The organism is Coprococcus ammoniilyticus, from assembly GCF_025567345.1.
Taxonomy (GTDB): domain Bacteria; phylum Bacillota; class Clostridia; order Lachnospirales; family Lachnospiraceae; genus Coprococcus; species Coprococcus ammoniilyticus.
On sequence record NZ_JAOQJS010000004.1, the window covers coordinates 103621 to 125764 of the forward strand.

Consider the following 22144-nt stretch of genomic DNA (forward strand, 5'->3'; position numbering starts at 1 on the left):
CACAATCTGTATTTTCAGAGCATATCACCATAACCCCGGAAACCCTTGCAAAACAGGGCATTCCGGGGCAAAACAAGGAGAAATAAAATAATGATAAAAGTACTTTTTATCTGCCACGGCAACATCTGCCGTTCCCCCATGGCAGAATTCATATTAAAAGATATAGTAACAAAACGTGGTATTGCCGATCAGTTTGAGATCGCATCGGCAGCCACCAGCACAGAAGAGATTTGGAATGGTGTTGGGAATCCGGTGTATCCGCCGGCAAGAGGAGAACTTGCCAGACATGGGATAAGCTGCAAAGGTAAAAGAGCCGTGCAGCTTACAGCCTCAGATTATGATCATTACGATTATCTGATCGGTATGGATTCTATGAATATGAGGAATATTGAACGAATGACCGGACACAGACGTGGGGATAAGATCTATAAGATGCTGGAGTTTGCCGGGCGGGATGCAGATGTCAGAGATCCGTGGTACAGTAGAAATTTCCGGGAGACTTATGAAGATGTTGTAGAAGGCTGTCAGGCGTTTCTTGACTGGTTGACAATTAACAAGAAATTAAGTAATTGATTAACTAAAATTTCACTTAATTTCCGAATGATTAAGTTGGATGCAAACTTTCTTTTTGCTAAAGAACATGTTAATATATATATAATAGCAAGTTCCTGTGGGAACAGAACATGTAAAATTAGGTAAGTATTCATTGTTGGGAGAAGATATTATTATGGCATTTGAATCATGGAGAGAGATTAACAGAATAAGGAAAAATCACCGCGACGCCATATATTTTTACGCTAATCTGCAAGAGCGGTTTTACACGATTGAGGAAAATGATATTCTGCCTGATGAGTTGGATCCGGATGATAAAAATTTACTAAAAGCATTTTGCGACTGTACATGTATAGAAGAAACAGAGAAGAATAAAATGTGCAATTTGTATAGACAGATTGAGCAGGGAACAAAAGAGCCGATCAAGATGGATGATTTGGAGACATGGGTGCATCTTGAGACCAGATTCGGGAAGAAAGTTCTGATGGCAGTCCTTTGTTATCTTGAGAAAGATGAAAAAGGATTGATTCGGGAGTATGTGGGCATGATACGGATCATGCGCAAACAGGAATTAGAGAATCGGGAGATTGTGACATCGTTTAGCAATGATAAGAATCCGGCATTCTTGCTCAAGAAGATTGCGCGTTTTCAGGCAGAGCATCCGGAGCGGGAGTATGCATATATTCAGTTTGATGTCCGTAGATTTAAGTATATCAATGAGAAGTATGGCAGTGATACAGGAGATAATATTCTTCGGTATATATATGACACGCTGGATGTGATGTGTGATAAGGAACATCTGCATTGTAGATTGTCAGCGGATGTATTCCAGATCGTGACCTATTATAATTCCAGAGAAGAAATCATGGAATTTATTGATAAACTTGATGAAAAAATTCGGAGATATGGTGATATCAAGTTAAGCATTACATATGGAGTGAATATCGTACCGGGCAGCTCAACGGCATATCGCAAGCATGGAGATGAAGCAGGACTTGCCCGTGCAGAGGGTAAGCGGACGATTTTGAATAAGGTTGTATTCTATGAGGATACGCTGATGAATCATGTGAAACAGACGGGAGCAATCGAGGAAGTTGAGGAGGAGGCTCTGAGACGGGAAGAATTTCAGGTTTATCTTCAGCCGAAGTACCAGTATGACAGAAGCCATGCGAAGATTGTCGGAGCAGAGGCGCTTGTGCGCTGGATTGATGCAAATGGAAAATGCAAGTCGCCGATGGAATTTATTCCGGTATTTGAGGCAAATGGATTTATATACAAATTAGACTGTTTCATGTGGGAGATGGTATGTAAAGTTATCAGAAGATGGCTGGATACCGGAAGGCAACCACTTCCAATCTCGGTGAATGTGTCGAGAACCTATCTTCAGAAAGAAGATGTTGCAGGATATATCAAGAATCTGATCGACAAATATCAGATTCCGATGGAGCTGTTCCAGTTAGAGATCACGGAGACAACGGAGAATGCAGAATCATTGTCTTATATCAATAGTTTGAAACAGGCGGGATTTACATTGTTAATGGATGATTTCGGATCAGGTTATTCTTCCCTTTGTATGTTGAAGAATACACCATTTGACGTATTGAAGATGGATCGGCAGTTTTTGGATGAATGTTTGGACAGTAAACAGGGTAAGACGATCATTTCTCATGTGATATCCATGTCAAATGATTTGGGCTTAAGTATTATAGCAGAAGGCGTAGAGAATCGAGGAACGGCAGATTTCCTTTATGATAATGGATGTAGCGTATCTCAGGGATTTTATTTTTCCAAGCCTGTTTCGATTCCGGAGTTTGAGCATATGTTGGATGAACAGCAGACAGAGCAGCAGAGGTAGATATAAGGAACGGGAGGACAAAGTACTGTTGGAACTTTTGGATGGAAGACCGGAGAATACGGAAGGAAGACTGGAGAAGGAGATTCGGGTATATGATTTTCTTGACCATCTTGGAATAGAATATAAGAGAGTCGACCATGAACCGGCATTTACGATGGAAGTATGTGAGGAGATTGATAAGATGTTGCAGGCGACAATCTGTAAGAATCTTTTCCTGTGCAATCGTCAGAAGACACAGTTTTATCTGTTGATGATGCCGGGCGACAAGCCGTTTAAAACGAAGGAGATCACTTCACAGATCGGGAGCGCAAGACTGTCATTTGCATCGGCTGAGGACATGGAGAAATATCTGGATATCGAACCGGGGGCTGTCAGTGTCATGGGACTGATGAATGATACGGAGCATCATGTACGGCTGCTGGTGGATGAAGACATATTAAAAGGCGAGTATCTTGGCTGCCATCCATGTGTGAATACATCCAGTCTGCAGATGCGCACGGCAGATGTATTCGGATTGTATCTGGATGCGGTCGGACACGATATGACAAAAGTCGTCCTGACAGGTGAAGCATAGAGCAAAGAAAAAACCAGGCCATAAGTCATATACATTCAGGGAAATGTTGTTGACCATGTGTTTGGTTTTTGCTATGTTTAGACGAGAGATTTGAAAGGAAATAAAATATGAAAGAAAATATAAAGGGACGGCCGGGAAATAGAAAACCGGATGGCAGAAAAGTCCAGTCTCCAAATAAGAAACCCAACCCCGTGGCATACGAATATACAGACGAAGAATACCGGAGATTACTTGTAAAGAAGCAGACAGAGATGGAAAAGCTGCTTTCAGGATTTGCACCGGTCGATCCAATCGTGGGAATGGAAAATCCGTATTATTACAGGAACAAAGTATGTGCGGAATTCAGAAAACTGAAGAATGGTACGATCATCTCCGGCCGATATCAGGAGGGTACTCATAATGTCATAGAGACAAAAGGCTGCAAGATCGAAGATCAGCGGGCGGATGCGATCATTCAGGATATCACAGGACTGTTCCGGTCATTTAAAATGATGATCTATAATGAAGACAGCGGATATGGACTGATCCGTCATGTGCTGATCCGGACAGCACATCAGACCGGACAGATCATGGTGATCATTGTGACGGCATCTCCGGTATTTCCGTCGAAGAAGAATTTTGCAAATGCACTTTTGAAGCTTCATCCGGAGATCACAACGATCGTTCAGAATATAAATACAAAGGATACGAATATGGTGTTAGGTGACCGAAATCAGGTCATCTATGGCAAAGGCTATATAGAAGATGTTCTCTGTGGCAAACGGTTTCGGCTGTCGCCGGGAAGCTTTTACCAGATCAATTCTGTTCAGACGGAGAAATTATATAACAAGGCGATCAAATATGCGGATCTGAAAAAGAAAGAGACGGTGATAGATGCATACTGCGGAATCGGAACGATCGGTATCGTTGCAAGCGACCGGGCAAAACGAGTGATCGGTGTGGAACTGAATGCAGAAGCAATCCGTGATGCGAAGATTAACAGCAGGATGAACAAGATAGAAAATATCGAGTTCTATGCAAATGATGCAGGCAGGTTTATGGTAGAACTGGCAGACGCAGATGAGCATATTGATGTTGTGTTTATGGATCCGCCTCGTTCAGGAAGCACAGAAGAATTTCTTTCTTCTGTTGTGACTCTGTCTCCGCGTAAGGTAGTTTATATTTCCTGTGGACCGGATACCCTTGCGAGGGATCTGAAGTATCTGACCACACATGGCTATCAGGTGTTAAAGATCACACCATTTGATCTCTTCCCATTTACTGAGCATACAGAGGTTGTTACGCTATTGACGAGAGACAGAGTTATTTTTAAGTAGGAGAGGAACGTTATTAAAGATGAAAGAAAAGATAAAATTATTATCCGGTGCACAACTGAAATATATAGCATTTGCTTCAATGTTGATCGATCATGTTAATAAAACATTTTTCATATATTTTAACAGTAAGGCTTTAATAGTTATGAGTGAACTGTTTGATATATTAGGCAGGATCGCATTTCCTATCTTTATTTCCCTGTTGGTGGAGGGATATTTTAAAACGAGAAATCGATGGAGATATTTGGGAACACTCCTGGTATTTGGAATTATATCAGAGGTTCCGTTTGATATGTGTACATCTAATGTATTTTTTGAACCAAACTGGAATAATATCATGTTTACGCTTGCGCTGGTGTTGGCGATGATCTGGATTATTGATGCCCTGAAAAAGAAGATGCAGACGCTGCCCAAGTTCTTGTGGTATCTTGTATCTTTTATAATTGTAGCAGTAACTTGTCTGATAGCCATGAATCTGAGTCTGGATTATGATTCCCATGCGGTGTTGATCGGTTATTTTCTGTATCTTTTTCATGACAGACCGATTATTGCTATTCCGTTTAATTTTGCATCGATGTATAAGGAACCATGGGCACTTCTGGGTTTTGGCCTGATGCTTACTTATAATGGAAAGCGTGGAAAGCAGAATAAGCTTGTGAACTATTTGTTTTATCCGGTGCATCTTCTGATATTGGGAATTCTGAGAATGTGTCTTGGAATTTGACAGTAATTTGACGGCAACCGGCTGATAATCATTGAATTTTATGCCCCAATGTAGTATAATCATCGTGCTATTTTGGGGCTTTTTTGCGCCATTATACAGGTAAAGAACAAGAATACAGAGAAAAATTACCTTGTGGCATCAACTTTGAACGGCCATCTGACATAACGTAATATGGCTGAATGGTATGAGTTGTATGACCTTATAAATCAAGGTTTTAAGGAGGAATTATAACCATGAAGCTCGGCATAGTTGGACTTCCCAATGTTGGAAAAAGTACATTATTTAACTCTCTGACAAAAGCAGGTGCAGAATCAGCAAACTATCCATTCTGTACCATCGACCCCAATGTAGGTGTCGTTGCAGTACCGGATGAGAGGTTAGACAAGCTGACAGAGATGTATCACTCGGCAAAGACCACTCCTGCAGTTATTGAATTCGTAGATATCGCAGGACTCGTAAAGGGCGCATCCAAAGGCGAAGGTCTGGGAAACCAGTTCCTTGCAAATATCAGAGAGGTAGATGCGATCGTTCATGTTGTCAGATGCTTTGAAGATACAAATGTTATTCATGTAGATGGTTCGGTTGATCCGATCCGTGATATTGAAACGATTAATCTGGAGCTGATCTTTTCCGATATTGAAGTTCTGGATCGTAGAATAGCAAAGACGATACGAGGTGCAAGAAATGATAAGATGCTTGCAAAGGAGCTGGATTTCCAGCAGCGTATCAAAGCACATTTGGAGGAAGGCAAGCTTGCAAAGACTCTTGAGGTAACAGACGAGGACGAACAGGGTTGGATCGAGGAATACAACCTTCTTACATGGAAACCGGTTATTTTCGCAGCAAATGTAAGCGAAGACGATGTAGCAGATGATGGAGCATCAAATGAGTATGTTCAGAAAGTAAAAGAATATGCAAAAGAATTTGATTCAGAAGTATTTGTTGTCTGTGCACAGATCGAGCAGGAGCTGGCAGAACTGGATGACGAAGAAAAGAAAATGTTTTTGGAAGATCTTGGAGTAAAAGAATCCGGTCTTGATAAACTGATAAAGGCAAGCTATTCACTGCTTGGACTGATCAGTTATCTGACAGCCGGTGAGACAGAATCCAGAGCATGGACGATCAAGAAGGGAACAAAAGCGCCGGGAGCAGCCGGCAAGATCCATTCTGATTTTGAGCGTGGATTCATCAAGGCAGAGGTTGTAAGCTATAAAGATCTTATGGAATGTGGCAATATGGTAGCTGCCAAAGAAAAAGGTCTGGTAAGACAGGAAGGTAAAGAATATGTGGTAGAGGACGGAGATGTCATCCTCTTTAAGTTCAACGTATAAAACAGCTTCCTTTAGGAGATAACAAGAAAATGGAAACTATTTCAGAATATTTTAACAGTATTATCTTTCCGCATTTGGGAATCTTCCTGAAGCATGTAGGTGATCATATATCCATTGGCAGCTTTGAGATCCGGTTTTACGGTATCATCATTATGTGTGGATTTATCCTTGCCTACTTCCTTGTGACAAATGAAGCGAAACGAACAGGGCAGGATCCGGAAATGTATCTGGACTTTATCCTGATCCTGATCATTCCGGTAATCTTAGGCGCAAGAATTTATTATATATTGTTCCGGCTGGATCAGTATATAGTGGCGGGAAATGTAAAAGAAACCATCCTTGGTATGTTAAATATCAGAGGTGGCGGACTTGCAATCTATGGTGGTGTAATTGCTGGTATTATTACCGGATGCATCTTTGCGAAGAGGCGGAAGGTAAATGTGCTTCGGCTTGCCGACACAGCAGCGTTTGGTCTGCTGATCGGACAGATTCTTGGACGCTGGGGCAATTTCTTCAACAGGGAGGCGTTTGGTGCGTATACAGATTCTGTATTTGCGATGGGAATCCCTCTTGATTATTACAGACATGAAGGAACACTAAACAGTCTGATCAGCAGTGGAGTGATCTCAGATACCATGCTTGCAAATACACAGATGCTTCATGGTATGGAATGTATAACAGTACATCCTACGTTCCTGTATGAGTCACTCTGGAATCTGATGTTGCTGATCTTTCTTCTTATATATAGAAAGCATCAGAAGTTTACAGGTGAATTCGCATTTATCTATGTAGCAGGCTATGGACTTGGAAGATGTATCATTGAAGGACTTCGTACAGATTCCTTAATGATCGGCAATTCCGGTATCCGTGTATCACAGCTCCTTGGATTTGCATGCTTTTTAGTTGGTGCAGTTGTGCTCATCGTTGGCTATGTTCGCAGAGCAAAAGGGCAGTTGCAGACCATTGAAAATGAGTCTGTTCAAGCGCCTTCAGAGGATGAAAACAACTAGGCTCAATGCGGTAATTCATTGCGTGAAAAAAATATTTAAAAAAGTTGAAAAAAGTTGTTGACAGATACAACGTCTTATGATAACATATCCATTGTTGTGAGGCAAATAAATCACAACAATGGAAAATGCGCGAGTGGCTCAGCGGTGGAGCACCTCCTTGCCAAGGAGGGGGTCGCGGGTTCGATCCCCGTCTCGCGCTCTTATTTTTTAGAAGTCTTAAGATTTAAGGCTTCTTTTTTTGTGGTTGATACTTTGAACCTCAATGAGCCACTGCTATTTATCAGAAAAACAGTAGCATAGACGACTGACTTTCGATGATCCGATGCTGGAACAAAGGGCTTCTTCTTAATAATCCTAAAGAAGATTTAATAATTGTTTTATTGTAGTTTCCTCCGAAATATGATATTTTCCCATCATATAAAGCATTCCCAAAGATATAGATAGAAGAAAAGTAAGTAAAAATTACGCAAAAAATGAAAAAATGAGGTAATTATTTGTAAAATTTGCGGATTGAATAAAAAGAAAGGGATGCTATAATGAAACCGATTTAATCTTATTCTGAAATTACCGGTTTATGAATAAGATAACAGGATTGCATTAAGTATTTGGTTAGTGGTTGCCGAATCACGGCAGAATGGAGTTTTAGATGAAAGACAAATTGAAGAAATTGTGTAGTACAGCTATATTCCAGTGTGTTGCGATTGCAATTGTGCTGGATATTATTTTGGAGATATTGGGAAGACACTCATTTATCAATACGATGAAATATATTGTGAATGAACCATTGGTGTTCCTGTATAACTGTTCCATTATCTTTTTTACTCTGACATTGGCACTGCTGATGCGTAAGAGAGTGTTTGGTTATGGTATTATTTCATTTGCATGGCTGCTTTGTGGTGTAACGAACTGTATTGTTTTAGGCTTTCGTATCACTCCGTTTTCAGCGATCGATATGCTGATGGCGAGAAATACAATCACCATCATTGATAAGTATTTCTCAGTATGGCAGGTTGTATTCATTGGTGTAGCGTTATTTGTTGCACTGGCAGCGGTTATCATATTGTTCTTAAAGTCCCCGACAATCCAGGGAAATATTTACAGAATCCGTACAACGGTTCTGATCGTTGCATCTTTCTGTATGGTTATGCTGTTTACAAAGATTGCATTAAATGCGCAGGCAATCTCGGATAACTTTGCAAATCTGGCAACAGCATATGATAAATATGGTTTTGTATATTGCTTTTCAAACAGTGTAGTGGATGTCGGAATCAGTGAACCGTCAGATTACAGTGAAGAAAAGATGCTTGAGATCAAGGATGAACTGGATACGGTGAAAGCTTCGGGAGCAAAATTTGCAAAGAGAAAGCCAAACGTAATTGTAGTTCAGTTGGAATCCTTCATGGATCCGTCATATGTAAAAGAATTATCTTTTAATATGAATCCGATTCCGAATTTCACAAAATTAAAAGAAGAATGTTCGTCAGGTTTCCTTACGATGCCTGCAATCGGAGCGGGAACGGCAAATTCAGAATTTGAGGTGCTTTCCGGATTTGATGTGGCATACTTCGGTGCCGGTGAATATCCATATAAGACGGTACTTGGAAGTACAACCTGTGAGACGATGGCGACACAGTTTAAAAAGCTTGGTTATTCTACTCATGCGATGCATAACCATGACGGTACATTCTATGACCGTTATATCGTATACAAGAATCTTGGCTTTGATACATTTACCCCTATGGAATACATGTATGACGTAGAGCATACCCAGAAAAACTGGGAAAAGGATAATGTACTGACCGGAGAGATCATGAAGACCCTGAAATCTACAGAGGACAAGGATTTTATCTTCACGGTCAGCGTTCAGGGACATGGAAGATATCCGAGTGAATTAGATTATGAGAATTATTCCTATCCGGTAAAAGTAACAGGTACGGGAAGTGAAGAACTGGACAATGAATGGACATATTATTGCAATCAGCTTCATGAGATGGATGAATTTATCAAGGATTTAATTGAAGAACTGAAGAATTATGATGAAGATGTAGTACTGGTAATGTATGGTGATCATTTACCGGGATTTGAACTGACAAATGATGATGTAGAGAATGGAAATCTGTACCAGACGGAATATTTCATATGGAGCAATATGAAGCATTTCATTGATAAAGATGAAGACATTCCGGCTTATGATCTAAGTACGAAGCTGTTTGATGTGATCGGACTTGAAAAGAGTGCCATGCAGAAGGTGCATACACTTTACAGCGAAGATGATCCTGAATACAGCGATGTAATGTGGAATGTAGAATATGATATGTTATACGGTAAGCGATATATGTATCCGGATGGCTGGCCATATGAGCCTACCGATATGCAGTATGGTGTAGAACCAATCTATATTACGGATATAAAAGAAGGCGATTATCAGAAATTGTCCGATGACCCGGAGAAAGCACCGGAGCAGCTCCATGGATATTATATCAAGGGTGAGAATTTCAATGAATGCAGTTTTGTTTGGATCAACAACGGATTCAAGAAGGAAACAATCTATATAGACCGGAATACTCTGTTTATTCCTGATATCACGTTTGACGATGGTGAGGAAGTCTATGTTGCTCAGGTTGGTGATGACAGCATTGATATCGGAAAGTCGGAAGCGTTTATTTATCAGGCTCCGGTAGCAGAAAATTAAAGATAACTGATAATTCCTCATAAAAAAGAAATTTTTTGGTAATAAATAATCTTGACATTAAATAGGTTATTTGATAGCATAGCATCATATATTTTGGATATAACAGGAGCGTTCGTTTGAATGCTCCTGTTATATCAACTTACAAATAAAAAAAAGAAAGTGAGAGAAAAAAATGGGTAAGATCATAGGCGAAGGAATTACATTTGATGACGTATTATTAGTACCTGCATATTCTGAGGTGCTTCCAAATGACGTGGATTTAACAACTAACTTAACAAAGAAAATACAGCTTCAGATTCCTCTTATGAGTGCCGGTATGGATACCGTAACAGAGCACAGAATGGCTATCGCTATGGCTCGTCAGGGTGGTATCGGTGTTATTCACAAAAATATGTCAATCGAGGAGCAGGCAGAGGAAGTAGATAAGGTTAAGCGTTCTGAGAATGGTGTAATTTCTGACCCATTTTATTTATCTCCTGAGCATACACTTGCCGATGCAAATGCACTTATGGCAAAGTTCAGAATTTCAGGTGTGCCTATCACAGAGGATGGCAAATTAGTCGGTATCATTACAAACCGTGACCTGATGTTTGAAGAAGATTATTCCAAGAAGATCAGCGAGTCAATGACTTCAGAAGGTCTGATCACAGCAAAGGAAGGCATTACATTACCGGAAGCAAAGAAGATTCTTGCAAAGGCTCGCAAAGAAAAGCTTCCGATCGTTGACGATGATTTCAGATTAAAAGGACTTATCACAATTAAGGATATCGAGAAGACGATCAAATATCCACATTCTGCTAAGGATCCACAGGGAAGACTTCTCTGTGCAGCAGCCGTTGGATGTACAGCAAATATTCTGGATCGTGTTGCTGAACTTGTATCAGCAAAGGTTGATGCGATCGTTATTGATACAGCACATGGACATTCAGCAAACGTACTTCGTACTTTCAAGATGGTAAAGGAGAAGTATCCGGATCTTCAGGTTATCGCCGGTAACGTAGCTACTAAGGCCGGTACACAGGCAATGATCGATATGGGCGTAGATGCAGTTAAGATCGGTATCGGACCTGGTTCTATCTGTACAACCCGTGTTGTTGCAGGTATCGGTGTACCACAGATCACAGCTATTATGGAAGCATATGATGCAGCTATGAATGCAGGTATTCCTGTTATCGCTGATGGTGGTATCAAGTACTCAGGAGATATCACAAAGGCAATTGCAGCAGGTGCAAATGTATGTATGATGGGTAGCTTATTTGCAGGTACAGATGAAGCTCCTGGTGACTTCGAATTATATCAGGGACGTAAGTACAAGGTATACAGAGGTATGGGTTCTATCGCAGCTATGGAGAATGGAAGCAAGGACAGATACTTCCAGGAGAATGCAAAGAAGCTTGTTCCGGAAGGTGTAGAAGGACGTGTTGCATACAAGGGTTCTGTTGAAGATACTGTATTCCAGTTGATCGGCGGACTTCGTTCCGGTATGGGATACTGTGGAGCTCACAACATTCCTGAATTACATGAGAAAGCAGAGTTTGTTAAGATCTCAGCAGCATCATTAAAAGAGAGCCATCCACATGATATTCATATCACAAAGGAAGCTCCAAACTACAGCGTAGAGTAATAACAGTATAATAGAAATATAAGTCAGAATATAGCCGGTGAGAATATGCAGATAACATATATCACTGGCTATATTTGAGTACTGAGTTTGGCGACTGCTGTGATGACATAAAAGTATAAGAAGTCTGTGTCTGCGATTATCATGATGACATATGTTTTAATAATTGGAAGGAGAATTATGATGCTCTATCTGGCACCTTTAGAGGGGATAACCGGATATATATACAGAAATGCATATCAGAAATATTTTGGAGGAATCGATCGGTATTTTACGCCTTTTATAGCTCCTGCAAAGGGGAAACCGTTCAGACATCGTGAGCTGGCGGATGTTCGCCCTGAACATAATACGGGCATAACGGTGATCCCGCAGATTCTGACGAATCATTCAGAAGGCTTTATAAAAGCGGCAAAAGCTTTAGCTGATATGGGATATGATGAGATCAATATAAACATGGGCTGTCCTTCCGGTACGGTTGTTTCAAAAGGAAAAGGTTCAGGGATGTTGGCAGATCCCGTAAAGCTGGATCATTTCCTTGAGGAGATATTTGCAGCCGATATCTGCAAAATATCGGTAAAGACCAGACTGGGAATGGAATTTGCAGATGAATTCCCGGATATTCTGGATGTATTAATGAAATATCCATTTACCGAAGTGATCATTCATCCGAGAACCAGAGAAGATTATTATGGTGGCAGCGTAGATCTTGCTATGTTCGATCTGGCAGTAGAACGATATGGAGAGCAGACAGAAAGTGTCCTTTGCTATAATGGTGATATTACCGATGCTGCCGGCTATAAAAATATTCAGGAACGATATCCACAGGTTGATAAGATCATGATCGGACGTGGAATCATAGGAAATCCGTTTCTTCCACAGGAGATTGCAGAACAGAGGTGCTGCTATAACGCAGGAATCCTTCTGGCATTCCACGATGAACTGTTTGCCGGTTATATGGAAGCAGGGCTTGGGGCGAGAAATGTCATGTTTAAGATGAAAGAGTTGTGGTCGTTTATGGAATGTCTTTTTGAAGCTCCCGACCAGCAGAAGATATTAAAAAAGATCCGCAAAGCCAACGATCCGGATACCTACAACACTGAAGTCCGGAAGCTGTTGCGGTGATGAAGAAAACAGAATAAAAATGAGAAAAAGATATTAGTATGAAGTATATCCTATATGTTGATACTAGAAAAAGGAAACTGACAATAATATGTATTGCCAGCTTCCTTTTTTATAGGGGAAGTTTAGAACTCATTTCCGGGAAAATGAGGGATTCCGTCAAAACCTGCCTTCAGATCGTCGTCGGTAGGAATATAATCGCTCATCTCACCATCGTTATATTTGCCATAAGCAACCATATCGAAATATCCGGTTCCGGTCAGACCAAAGACGATCGTCTTTTCTTCCCCGGTTTCTTTACATTTCAGTGCCTCGTCGATAGCAACACGGATCGCGTGGCTGCTTTCAGGAGCAGGAAGAATACCTTCCACTCTTGCAAATTGGGTTGCTGCTTCAAATACTGCTGTCTGTTCAACGCTTCTGGCTTCGATGATGCCATCATGATAGAGCTGGGATACAACAGGGCTCATACCGTGATAACGAAGTCCGCCTGCATGGTTTGGTGAAGGAATGAATCCGCTTCCGAGGGTGTACATCTTTGCCAGTGGACATACCTTGCCGGTATCACAGAAATCATAGGCATAGACACCCCTTGTCAGACTTGGGCAGGATGCCGGTTCTACAGCGATGATCTGGTAGTTCTTCTCGCCACGGAGAACCTCGCCTGCAAATGGGGAGATCAGACCACCGAGGTTTGAACCGCCGCCGGCACATCCGATGATGATATCCGGTGTGATGTTATATTTGTCAAGTGCTGCTTTTGTTTCAAGACCGATAACAGTCTGGTGAAGTAATACCTGATTCAGTACACTTCCGAGTACATAACGATAGCCTTCCTGCTTGGACTCTGCTTCAACAGCTTCTGAGATGGCACAGCCAAGGCTTCCGGTTGTTCCAGGATGCTCAGCAAGGATCTTACGGCCAACCTCTGTTGTGGTACTAGGAGATGGAGTTACGGTTGCACCGTAGGTACGCATAACTTCACGACGGAATGGCTTCTGTTCATAGGAAACCTTAACCATATATACCTGACAGTCCAGACCAAAGTAGGAGCATGCCATAGAGAGGGCGGTTCCCCACTGACCGGCACCGGTCTCGGTTGTAACACCCTTTAAACCCTGCTGTTTAGCATAATAAGCCTGAGCGATAGCGGAGTTTAATTTGTGGCTGCCGCTTGTGTTGTTCCCTTCAAATTTGTAGTAGATCTTAGCCGGTGTCTGCAGCTTTTCTTCCAGACAGTATGCACGAACCAGTGGAGCAGGACGGTACATTTTATAGAAGTCCTGAATTTCCTGTGGAATCGGGATGTATGGAGTGGTGTCATCCAGCTCCTGCGCGATCAGTTCGTCACAGAATACAGGACGAAGATCATCGGCTGTCATTGGCTGAAGTGTTCCCGGATTTAACAGAGGTGCCGGCTTGTTCTTCATATCGGCACGTACGTTATACCACTCTTTTGGGATCTCGTTTTCACTTAAATAGATTTTGTAAGGAATGTTTGCATCTTTTTTCATAATCATAACCCTCCAATGCTTGATTCATTTGTATAAATAGTTTCAGTTATCCCGGTTATCTTTGATGGGATATATAAATATGTTCCGGGGAATTTTATAATGTCATGCATTTTGCAAAATCATCATCCTTGTGGGCAAAGAATTTTGCATGGATTTGTGATAGATATTAAGACATAAAAAAACTGCCCCAGTATAAAAATGCTGGGACAGGAGATTGTTCATTAGAAACTGTTTCCTGCGGTGCCACCCGGCTTGACGTATCAGATACGCCCGCTCATTGTCTGCAAATACATACATTACAGATATCTCGTTCTTAACGGAGTATCATCTCCGGCTTACATACAGAATGCATATACAGGAATCGTACCACATCGTTCAGCTTGCCCTCGGGAGTCCATTCCATCATGGAAAACATACTGCCTTCCACCGGCGGCAGCTCTCTGGGATGTTTGTCACATCATGTACTTACTCTCCTTCAACGGTTTAAAGCAATACTAGCATAATTGTTTTTATGTGGCAAGTATTTTTTTATGAATGGGGTTGTATTTTTAAGAAAAGTCCGTTGACAAGCCATTTTCCCTGCTATATAATTGACACATTGAAAAGGCGAAGACGGAGAGAAGTAGCGCTTTTTATCGCTCCCAGAGAGCCGGTGGTGGTGAGAATCCGGCAGAATGAATAAGCGTGAATAACACTCTAACAGCTGCAAGCTGAACCCGTGAAGAAGACATTTGCAGAGATGACCGGAAAATGCGAGATGGTTGTTCTGCGAAATGGACCTCACAGTAGTAGGTGCGCCGCAATTGTGCGTGAAACAAGGAAAGGGACTGTCAGATAAGAGACAGTAAATCAGGTGGTACCGCGGATATGAATTATGTTCGTCCTGGATGCAGGGCAGGCATAGTTCTTTTTTTATGCAACCTGTGAAATATAAAAATCAGTCAAAGGAGATAATGCAGACAATGACCATTTCAAACATTTATCGTAACAGAACCTTAAATGAGATCAGCGAAGGCGACGTTGGCGCAGAGCTGAAGGTGGCAGGATGGATCGAGAACATCCGTGACCATGGTGGTGTATCCTTCATCGACCTGAGAGATATGTATGGTGTTCTTCAGGTAGTTATGAGAGACACTTCATTATTAGATGGACTTACAAAAGAGGATTGTGTATCCATCTCAGGTGTGATCGAGCACAGAGATGAGGAGACATACAATCCAAAGATCCCGACAGGAACGATCGAACTGGAGGCACATTCCGTAGAAGTGCTTGGAAGAGTATACAAGCAGGTTCCGTTTGAGATCATGACATCCAAGGAGACAAGAGAAGATGTCCGACTCAAATACAGATATCTGGATCTTAGAAATAAAAAAGTAAAGGATAATATGATCTTCCGTTCACAGGTGATCAGCTTCCTTCGTCAGAAGATGACAGAGATGGGATTCTTAGAGATCCAGACACCGATTCTGTGTGCTTCATCACCGGAAGGTGCAAGAGACTATATTGTTCCATCCAGAAAATTTAAAGGCAAGTTCTATGCTCTGCCACAGGCTCCACAGCAGTACAAGCAGCTGCTGATGGTTGCAGGATTTGACAAATATTTCCAGATCGCACCATGCTTCCGTGACGAGGATGCAAGAGCAGACCGTTCACCGGGTGAGTTCTATCAGCTCGATTTTGAGATGAGCTTTGCAACACAGGAAGATGTATTCAAAGTAGGAGAGGAAGTTCTTTCAGCAACATTTGAGAAATTCGCACCGGAAGGCTCTGTTGTAACACAGGCTCCTTATCCGATAATCAGCTATAAGCAGGCAATGTTAGAATTCGGTACGGATAAGCCGGATCTTCGTAATCCGCTTCGTATCATCGATCTGACAGATTTCTTCCAGAGATGTACATTTAAGCCATTCCATGGCAAGACTGTACGTGCGATCAATGTACCGAAGAAACTGTCAAAGGGACAGCATGAGAAGCTCTTAAAGTATGCTCAGTCTATCGGTATGGGAGGTCTTGGATATCTGGAAGTTCTGGACGATATGACATACAAGGGACCGATCGATAAGTTCATTCCGGATGATATGAAGAGTGAGATCGCAGAGCTTGCAAATCTGAAAGCAGGTGATACTATCTTCTTCATTGCCGATGTAGAAGAACTGGCAGCTTCCTTTGCAGGACAGCTTCGTAATGAGATCGGTGCAAGACTTGATATGATCGAGAAGAATGCATACAGATTCTGCTATATTAATGATTTCCCTATGTACGAGTACGATAAGGAAACAAAGAAGATCATCTTTACACATAATCCGTTCTCCATGCCACAGGGTGGTCTGGAAGCTTTAAATGAGAAGAATCCGTTAGATGTTCTGGCATACCAGTATGATATCGTATGTAATGGTATCGAGCTTTCATCCGGTGCTGTCAGAAATCACGATATGCAGATCATGGTAAAAGCATTTGAGATCGCAGGATACACAGAAGAAGATCTGAAGACAAAGTTTGGAGCACTTTACAATGCATTCCAGTTCGGTGCACCACCACATGCCGGTATGGCTCCCGGTGTTGATCGTATGATCATGCTCCTTCGTAATGAAGAAAATATTCGTGAGATTATTCCGTTCCCTATGAACGGAAATGCACAGGATCTGATGTGTGGCGCCCCTAGTGAGGTTACAGAGCAGCAGCTCCGTGAGGTTCATATCAAGGTAAGACAGTAACAGAGAAAATCAGGTATTTATGTATAGATTACCGGATAGAAGATTATTTTGATATACACCCAAGATTTTATGTTAGAAAGGTGCATAAGATATGCAGGGCTCGCATAATAACCAGAAAAAGATAGCAGTTATAAATGATTACTCAGGATTTGGACGCTGTTCCATAGCAGTAGCAATGCCGATTATTTCTGTAATGAAGGTTCAGTGCTGTCCGGTTCCGACGTCGATTTTTTCCAATCATACGGGGTTTGACAGCTTCTATTATGAAGATTTTACAGATCATATGCAGAGGTATATCGATGAATGGAAGAAGCTGGATCTGCAGTTTTCCGGTGTCTGTACCGGATTCCTGGGTTCCAGTGAACAGATCAGTATAGTGGAACGGTTCCTTACGGATTTTAAAAGACCGGAGACAAAGGTGATCGTGGATCCGGTAATGGGTGACTATGGCAAACCATATCCGACCTATACAGACGAACTGTGCCAGCAGATGAAAAAGCTGGTGCGGTTTGCTGATATCCTTACTCCAAATACCACAGAGGCATGTGTTCTGACGGATACACCATATAAGGATGACTGGCATATGGATGAACTGAAAGCTATGGCGGAGAAGCTGGCAGCACAGTCAGAGAGCAGACAGGTAAAAGTTGTGATAACAGGAATCAGGCGGGGAAGCTTCCTTGCTAACTTCTGCTATGAAAATGGAAAAGTAACCGTTGTGAAGACGAAGAAGATCGGAGAGTCGCGCTCCGGTACCGGAGATGTCTTTTCGGCGATTCTTGCGGCGGATGCCGTAAATAATGTAGATTTTACAGAATCAGTTAAGAAGGCAAGTGTATTTATTAAAGAATGTATCAAACGTTCCGTTGAGATGGAGCTTCCATTGACCGATGGAGTGTGTTTTGAGGAATGTCTGTACAAGCTTGCCAGATAACAGGAGGCGAATAGTATGGAGATATTATATAAAGTTCATAATAATCTGTATGTAAATCTGACAAATAAATGCCCATGTGCATGTACATTCTGTCTCAGACAGAACATGGATCATGTTGGTGAATCAAAGAGTCTGTGGTTAGAGCGAGAACCATCAGCAGAAGAAGTGATTGCTGAATTTGCAAAATTCGATATGAGCCGGTTTAATGAGGTTGTGTTCTGTGGATTCGGAGAACCGACGGAAGCCTTTGAGGTGTTGAAGAAGGTTGCGGCATTTGTAAAGGAGACTTATCATATGCCGATACGTTTGAATACGAATGGGCTGGGAAATCTTGTAAATGGCAGAGATATCACACCGGAGATGGAAGGCCTGATCGACACGGTATCGATCAGCTTGAATACGCCGAATGCAGATCGGTATCATGAACTGGTCAGAAGTAAGTTCGGAGATAAATCCTTTGATGCGATGCTTGACTTTGCAAGAAGTTCTACAAAGTATGTATCCAATGTAGTTATGACGACTGTAGATACCACGATTACAAAAGAGGAAGAGGAAGAATGCCGGAGAATCTGTGATTCAATCGGTGCAAAATACAGAATCCGCCCATGGGAGGATTAATAAATCTGATAAGAAAAGCTCTGTATGAAAATACAGGGCTTTTCTTGTTATCCTACAAATAAAGACCGCAGGTAGCGATCAGGCTGCCTGCGGTCTTACTGTAATATTTATTATTATAACATAAATGCTTATTTATTTCCGGCATCTCTCTTAGCACGGAAACGAAGTGTAGGATCAAGGATTTTCTTACGGATACGGAAGCTCTTAGGAGTGATCTCAAGAAGCTCATCTGTATCGATGAAGTCAAGTGCCTGCTCCAGACTGAGTACCTTAGGAGGTGTCAGCTTTAATGCATCATCAGCACCGGAAGAACGGGTGTTGGTCAACTGTTTCTTCTTGCAGACATTTACTTCGATATCATCGGTACGTCCATTTTCACCGATAACCATTCCGGCATATACAGGTTCACCTGGTCCGATGAACAGTGTACCTCTTTCCTGTGCATTGAACAGACCATAAGTGATAGAAGTACCGGTCTCGTATGCGATCAGAGAACCCTGTGAACGATAGTTCATATCACCCTTATATGGGAGATATTCATCAAAGATCGTATTGATAACACCATTTCCCTTTGTAGCGGTCATGAAGTCACCACGGAAACCGATCAGTCCACGGGAAGGTACAAGGAACTCCAATCGGGTTGTACCGTTTCCGGTAGGAGCCATACCCTGAAGCTCACCCTTTCTGGAATTTAACATATTAATAACTGTTCCGGTAAATTCATCCGGAACATCGATATATGCAATCTCAAATGGTTCAAGCTTCTTACCGCGTTCGTCTGTCTTATAGATAACTTCGGCTTTGCTGACTGCAAATTCATATCCTTCACGTCTCATGTTCTCGATCAGGACGGATAAGTGAAGTTCGCCACGACCGGATACCTTGAAAGCTTCTGTTGTCTCTGTTTCTTCTACACGGAGACTGACATCTGTATTTAATTCACGGAACAATCTGTCACGTAAATGTCTGGAGGTTACAAACTTTCCTTCCTTACCGGCGAAAGGAGAATCATTTACCATGAATGTCATGGAAATAGTTGGCTCTGAAATTTTCTGGAATGGGATTGGTTCCGGATTTTCAGGAGAACAGATCGTATCACCGATATTAACATCTGCAATACCGGAGATGGCTACGATCGATCCGATGTCTGCTTCATTTACTTCTACTTTATTCAGACCCTCGTAAACATAGAGCTTACCGATCTTAACCTTTAACATTCTGTCAGGGTCGTGTTCATTAACAATAACAACAGGCTCATTTACAACGACCTTACCGTTGTCAACCTTGCCAACACCGATACGGCCTACATATTCATTGTAGTCGATCGTGCTGATCAGAACCTGTGTACCTGCATCCGGATCACCGGTAGGAGCAGGAATATAATCAACGATGGTATCAAACAGTGGCTTCATATCTGTACCCGGTTCATCTGGATCAAGAGAAGCAACACCTGTCTTTGCTGATGCAAATACAAATGGGCAGTCAAGCTGATCGTCATTTGCATCCAATTCGATCAGAAGCTCAAGAACTTCATCTACAACCTCTTTAGGACGAGCTTCAGGACGGTCACATTTGTTTACACATACAATAACACTGAGGTTCAGCTCCAATGCTTTCTTCAGAACGAATTTGGTCTGTGGCATGGCACCTTCGAAAGCATCAACAACAAGAATAACACCATTTACCATCTTCAGGACACGTTCTACTTCACCGCCGAAATCAGCATGTCCCGGAGTGTCGATAATGTTGATCTTTGTCTTACCATAACGGACGGCAGTGTTCTTGGAAAGAATCGTGATACCACGTTCACGTTCAATATCATTTGAGTCCATGACACGTTCGGTAACTTCCTGATTATCACGGAATACACCACTCTGTTTCAAAAGTTCATCCACTAATGTTGTTTTGCCATGGTCAACATGGGCAATAATCGCAACATTTCTGATATCATCTCTGGTAATCTTCATTTTTTTCACTCTTTCTTTATGATATTAAAATTACTTACAATACAACGTTTACCATTCTAGCATACGAAAAAAAGCATTTCAATGGAAATGATAGCCGAAAATTATACCAAAATATTCGGTAAAATGCGCCGAACTGTACAAAAATATGTTATTATTAGAAAGTATGACAGGCGGGAACGGTTCCTGCTAAATAAGTGATTTGGAGAGGTATTAAAATGAATGAGAAAAAGGGCAGAGCGATCGCACTGTTGCCGATCGGTGTATTTCTGTTATTGTATCTGGGACTTGGGATTATATTTGAATATGTGATGAAAATTCCGATGGGCTTTTATAATGTGCCTATCATCGTGGCATTTCTTGCAGCTATCCTGGTCGCATGTATCCAGAACCGGGAATTGGTATTTGATAAGAAGCTTGAGATTATGGCACAGGGAGTTGGGGATAAGAATATTATAACGATGCTGTTGATCTTCCTGGCAGCGGGTTCGTTTGTCGGGGTAGTCGGAAGAAGCAGCGCAGAGAGTGTAGCATATTTTATGCTGACACTGATCCCGGCAAGATTTTCAGTAGCGGTTTTGTTTGTTGTTGCTTGCTTTGTATCAGTTGCTATGGGCACTTCGGTTGGAACAATCACATTGTTAACACCGATTGCTGTAGCAGTGTCGAGAGCGTCTGGCTTTGATATGGCATTTTGTGTTGCATCGGTTATGGGTGGAGCAATGTTTGGGGATAATCTTTCTTTTATCTCAGATACGACGATTGCGGCATGTAATGGACAGGGATGTGAGATGAAAGACAAATTCCGGGAGAATTTCTGGATTGCGTTTCCGGCAGCGGTTATAACGCTGATATTAATTCTTGTACTTTCATTTCAGACCGACATACAGGGTCAGGTCAGCCAGACTTATAATCTGGTGCAGATCATACCGTATGTTCTGGTGTTGATCGGTGGAATTATAGGGCTGAATGTATTTATCGTATTACTTACGGGAATTGTATCCGGAGCATTTATTATGCTGATATGGGGACATACTGCACCTGTTGATCTTCTGACAAATATGGGCTCCGGTGTTTCCGGAATGTTTGAAACCTGTATGGTAGCAATATTAGTAGCGGCGTTATGTGCACTGATTCGGGAATATGGCGGTTTCGATGCACTTCTCAGTTGGATACACAGGATCTTTCGCGGAAAGAAAGGCGGACAGCTCGGAATGGGGTTGTTAGTCGGAACAATGGATATTGCAACTGCAAACAATACGGTAGCGATCGTTATGGCAAATCCGATTGCTGGAGAAATGGCACAGGAATATGGAATCTCTCCGAAGAAGACTGCCTCTTTGCTTGATACTTTTTCCTGTATCTTTCAAGGGATGATCCCATATGGTGCGCAGATGTTAGTTGCAATTGCCGCGGTAGGAGAACTGGGTGATTCCATTTCTGCTTTTCAGATCATGCCGAAGCTTTTTTATCCGATGTTCTTGCTGCTGACATCACTCGTTACCATAATAAGAAGTGATAAATAATAGAGACAATTCAAAGAATATAGAAAACGCTGATCTGTTCACATTGTCAATAAACTCTTTGGTAGTATTCACATAGGAACAGA

The 22144-nt window shown here is 41.8% G+C and carries 16 protein-coding genes, 1 tRNA gene and 1 other annotated feature; of the genes, 15 read left to right on the top strand and 2 right to left on the bottom strand.

The genetic code is table 11. The features are described 5' to 3' along the window. Nucleotides 1–90: 90 nt before the first annotated feature. From OCV60_RS06930 to OCV60_RS06980, 11 genes are all read left to right on the top strand, one after another. Nucleotides 91–573, top strand: coding sequence for a low molecular weight protein-tyrosine-phosphatase (locus OCV60_RS06930; RefSeq protein WP_262529886.1), 483 nt, complete (start codon nucleotides 91–93; stop codon nucleotides 571–573). 154 nt (nucleotides 574–727) lie between these two features. After that, nucleotides 728–2407: a GGDEF domain-containing phosphodiesterase gene (locus OCV60_RS06935; protein WP_262529887.1), complete on the top strand. Its 1680-nt coding sequence runs from the start codon at nucleotides 728–730 to the stop codon at nucleotides 2405–2407. A 28-nt stretch (nucleotides 2408–2435) separates the two neighbouring features. After that, nucleotides 2436–2981, top strand: a complete 546-nt coding sequence (locus OCV60_RS06940; RefSeq protein ID WP_262530013.1) for a prolyl-tRNA synthetase associated domain-containing protein — start codon at nucleotides 2436–2438, stop codon at nucleotides 2979–2981. 107 nt (nucleotides 2982–3088) lie between these two features. Further along, a complete protein-coding gene (gene rlmD / locus OCV60_RS06945; RefSeq protein WP_173783347.1) occupies nucleotides 3089–4297 on the top strand; it encodes a 23S rRNA (uracil(1939)-C(5))-methyltransferase RlmD in 1209 nt (402 codons plus the stop codon). Nucleotides 4298–4316: 19 nt separating this feature from the next. Beyond that, a complete protein-coding gene (locus OCV60_RS06950) occupies nucleotides 4317–5018 on the top strand; it encodes a TraX family protein (RefSeq protein ID WP_008401875.1) in 702 nt (233 codons plus the stop codon). Between the two features lie 233 nt (nucleotides 5019–5251). Then, the gene (gene ychF / locus OCV60_RS06955) at nucleotides 5252–6349 is read left to right on the top strand and encodes a redox-regulated ATPase YchF (protein WP_021943678.1); all 1098 of its coding nucleotides are present in this window, start codon (nucleotides 5252–5254) and stop codon (nucleotides 6347–6349) included. Between the two features lie 29 nt (nucleotides 6350–6378). Further along, nucleotides 6379–7359 (top strand): prolipoprotein diacylglyceryl transferase, encoded by a 981-nt coding sequence (gene lgt, locus OCV60_RS06960; protein ID WP_021943677.1) that lies wholly within the window; start codon nucleotides 6379–6381, stop codon nucleotides 7357–7359. Nucleotides 7360–7486: 127 nt separating this feature from the next. Continuing rightward, nucleotides 7487–7558, top strand: a tRNA-Gly gene (locus tag OCV60_RS06965). Nucleotides 7559–8005: 447 nt separating this feature from the next. Continuing rightward, nucleotides 8006–10051, top strand: coding sequence for an LTA synthase family protein (locus OCV60_RS06970; protein WP_021943676.1), 2046 nt, complete (start codon nucleotides 8006–8008; stop codon nucleotides 10049–10051). A 172-nt stretch (nucleotides 10052–10223) separates the two neighbouring features. Continuing rightward, nucleotides 10224–11675 carry an IMP dehydrogenase gene (gene guaB / locus OCV60_RS06975; RefSeq protein WP_008401827.1) on the top strand — a complete coding sequence of 484 codons (1452 nt, stop codon included), beginning with the start codon at nucleotides 10224–10226 and terminating at the stop codon, nucleotides 11673–11675. 177 nt (nucleotides 11676–11852) lie between these two features. Then, nucleotides 11853–12794 (top strand): tRNA dihydrouridine synthase, encoded by a 942-nt coding sequence (locus tag OCV60_RS06980; RefSeq protein ID WP_044945609.1) that lies wholly within the window; start codon nucleotides 11853–11855, stop codon nucleotides 12792–12794. Nucleotides 12795–12916: 122 nt separating this feature from the next. Here OCV60_RS06980 and OCV60_RS06985 read toward each other — a convergent pair whose 3' ends face one another. After that, the gene (locus OCV60_RS06985; protein ID WP_117785490.1) at nucleotides 12917–14305 is read right to left on the bottom strand and encodes a TrpB-like pyridoxal phosphate-dependent enzyme; all 1389 of its coding nucleotides are present in this window, start codon (nucleotides 14303–14305) and stop codon (nucleotides 12917–12919) included. A gap of 600 nt (nucleotides 14306–14905) precedes the next feature. Continuing rightward, nucleotides 14906–15194: a binding site (T-box leader), on the top strand. Nucleotides 15195–15267: 73 nt separating this feature from the next. On the opposite strand from OCV60_RS06985, the gene aspS reads away from it, so the two are divergent. The 3 genes from aspS (at nucleotide 15268) to OCV60_RS07000 (ending at nucleotide 18571) form a co-directional block, all read left to right on the top strand. Continuing rightward, nucleotides 15268–17019 (top strand): aspartate--tRNA ligase, encoded by a 1752-nt coding sequence (gene aspS, locus OCV60_RS06990; RefSeq protein ID WP_262529890.1) that lies wholly within the window; start codon nucleotides 15268–15270, stop codon nucleotides 17017–17019. 91 nt (nucleotides 17020–17110) lie between these two features. Beyond that, nucleotides 17111–17953, top strand: coding sequence for a pyridoxamine kinase (locus OCV60_RS06995; RefSeq protein WP_008401822.1), 843 nt, complete (start codon nucleotides 17111–17113; stop codon nucleotides 17951–17953). Between the two features lie 15 nt (nucleotides 17954–17968). Continuing rightward, nucleotides 17969–18571 carry a TIGR04100 family radical SAM protein gene (locus OCV60_RS07000; RefSeq protein ID WP_021943672.1) on the top strand — a complete coding sequence of 201 codons (603 nt, stop codon included), beginning with the start codon at nucleotides 17969–17971 and terminating at the stop codon, nucleotides 18569–18571. 128 nt (nucleotides 18572–18699) lie between these two features. Here the strand turns inward: OCV60_RS07000 and typA are convergent, their stop codons facing one another. Then, nucleotides 18700–20538, bottom strand: coding sequence for a translational GTPase TypA (gene typA, locus OCV60_RS07005; RefSeq protein ID WP_117821949.1), 1839 nt, complete (start codon nucleotides 20536–20538; stop codon nucleotides 18700–18702). A gap of 215 nt (nucleotides 20539–20753) precedes the next feature. On the opposite strand from typA, the gene OCV60_RS07010 reads away from it, so the two are divergent. Continuing rightward, on the top strand, nucleotides 20754–22061 hold the full coding sequence (locus tag OCV60_RS07010) for a Na+/H+ antiporter NhaC family protein (protein ID WP_021943671.1): 1308 nt from the start codon (nucleotides 20754–20756) through the stop codon (nucleotides 22059–22061). Nucleotides 22062–22144 lie beyond the last annotated feature (83 nt).

Bases quoted from the DNA above. Each gene is read 5' to 3' on its own strand.
- OCV60_RS06930 (WP_262529886.1), top strand. From the start codon at position 91: ATGATAAAAGTACTTTTTATCTGCCACGGCAACATCTGCCGTTCCCCC.
- OCV60_RS06935 (WP_262529887.1), top strand. From the start codon at position 728: ATGGCATTTGAATCATGGAGAGAGATTAACAGAATAAGGAAAAATCAC.
- rlmD (WP_173783347.1), top strand. From the start codon at position 3,089: ATGAAAGAAAATATAAAGGGACGGCCGGGAAATAGAAAACCGGATGGC.
- OCV60_RS06950 (WP_008401875.1), top strand. From the start codon at position 4,317: ATGAAAGAAAAGATAAAATTATTATCCGGTGCACAACTGAAATATATA.
- ychF (WP_021943678.1), top strand. From the start codon at position 5,252: ATGAAGCTCGGCATAGTTGGACTTCCCAATGTTGGAAAAAGTACATTA.
- lgt (WP_021943677.1), top strand. From the start codon at position 6,379: ATGGAAACTATTTCAGAATATTTTAACAGTATTATCTTTCCGCATTTG.
- OCV60_RS06970 (WP_021943676.1), top strand. From the start codon at position 8,006: ATGAAAGACAAATTGAAGAAATTGTGTAGTACAGCTATATTCCAGTGT.
- guaB (WP_008401827.1), top strand. From the start codon at position 10,224: ATGGGTAAGATCATAGGCGAAGGAATTACATTTGATGACGTATTATTA.
- OCV60_RS06980 (WP_044945609.1), top strand. From the start codon at position 11,853: ATGATGCTCTATCTGGCACCTTTAGAGGGGATAACCGGATATATATAC.
- OCV60_RS06985 (WP_117785490.1), bottom strand. From the start codon at position 14,305: ATGAAAAAAGATGCAAACATTCCTTACAAAATCTATTTAAGTGAAAAC.
- aspS (WP_262529890.1), top strand. From the start codon at position 15,268: ATGACCATTTCAAACATTTATCGTAACAGAACCTTAAATGAGATCAGC.
- OCV60_RS06995 (WP_008401822.1), top strand. From the start codon at position 17,111: ATGCAGGGCTCGCATAATAACCAGAAAAAGATAGCAGTTATAAATGAT.
- OCV60_RS07000 (WP_021943672.1), top strand. From the start codon at position 17,969: ATGGAGATATTATATAAAGTTCATAATAATCTGTATGTAAATCTGACA.
- typA (WP_117821949.1), bottom strand. From the start codon at position 20,538: ATGAAGATTACCAGAGATGATATCAGAAATGTTGCGATTATTGCCCAT.
- OCV60_RS07010 (WP_021943671.1), top strand. From the start codon at position 20,754: ATGAATGAGAAAAAGGGCAGAGCGATCGCACTGTTGCCGATCGGTGTA.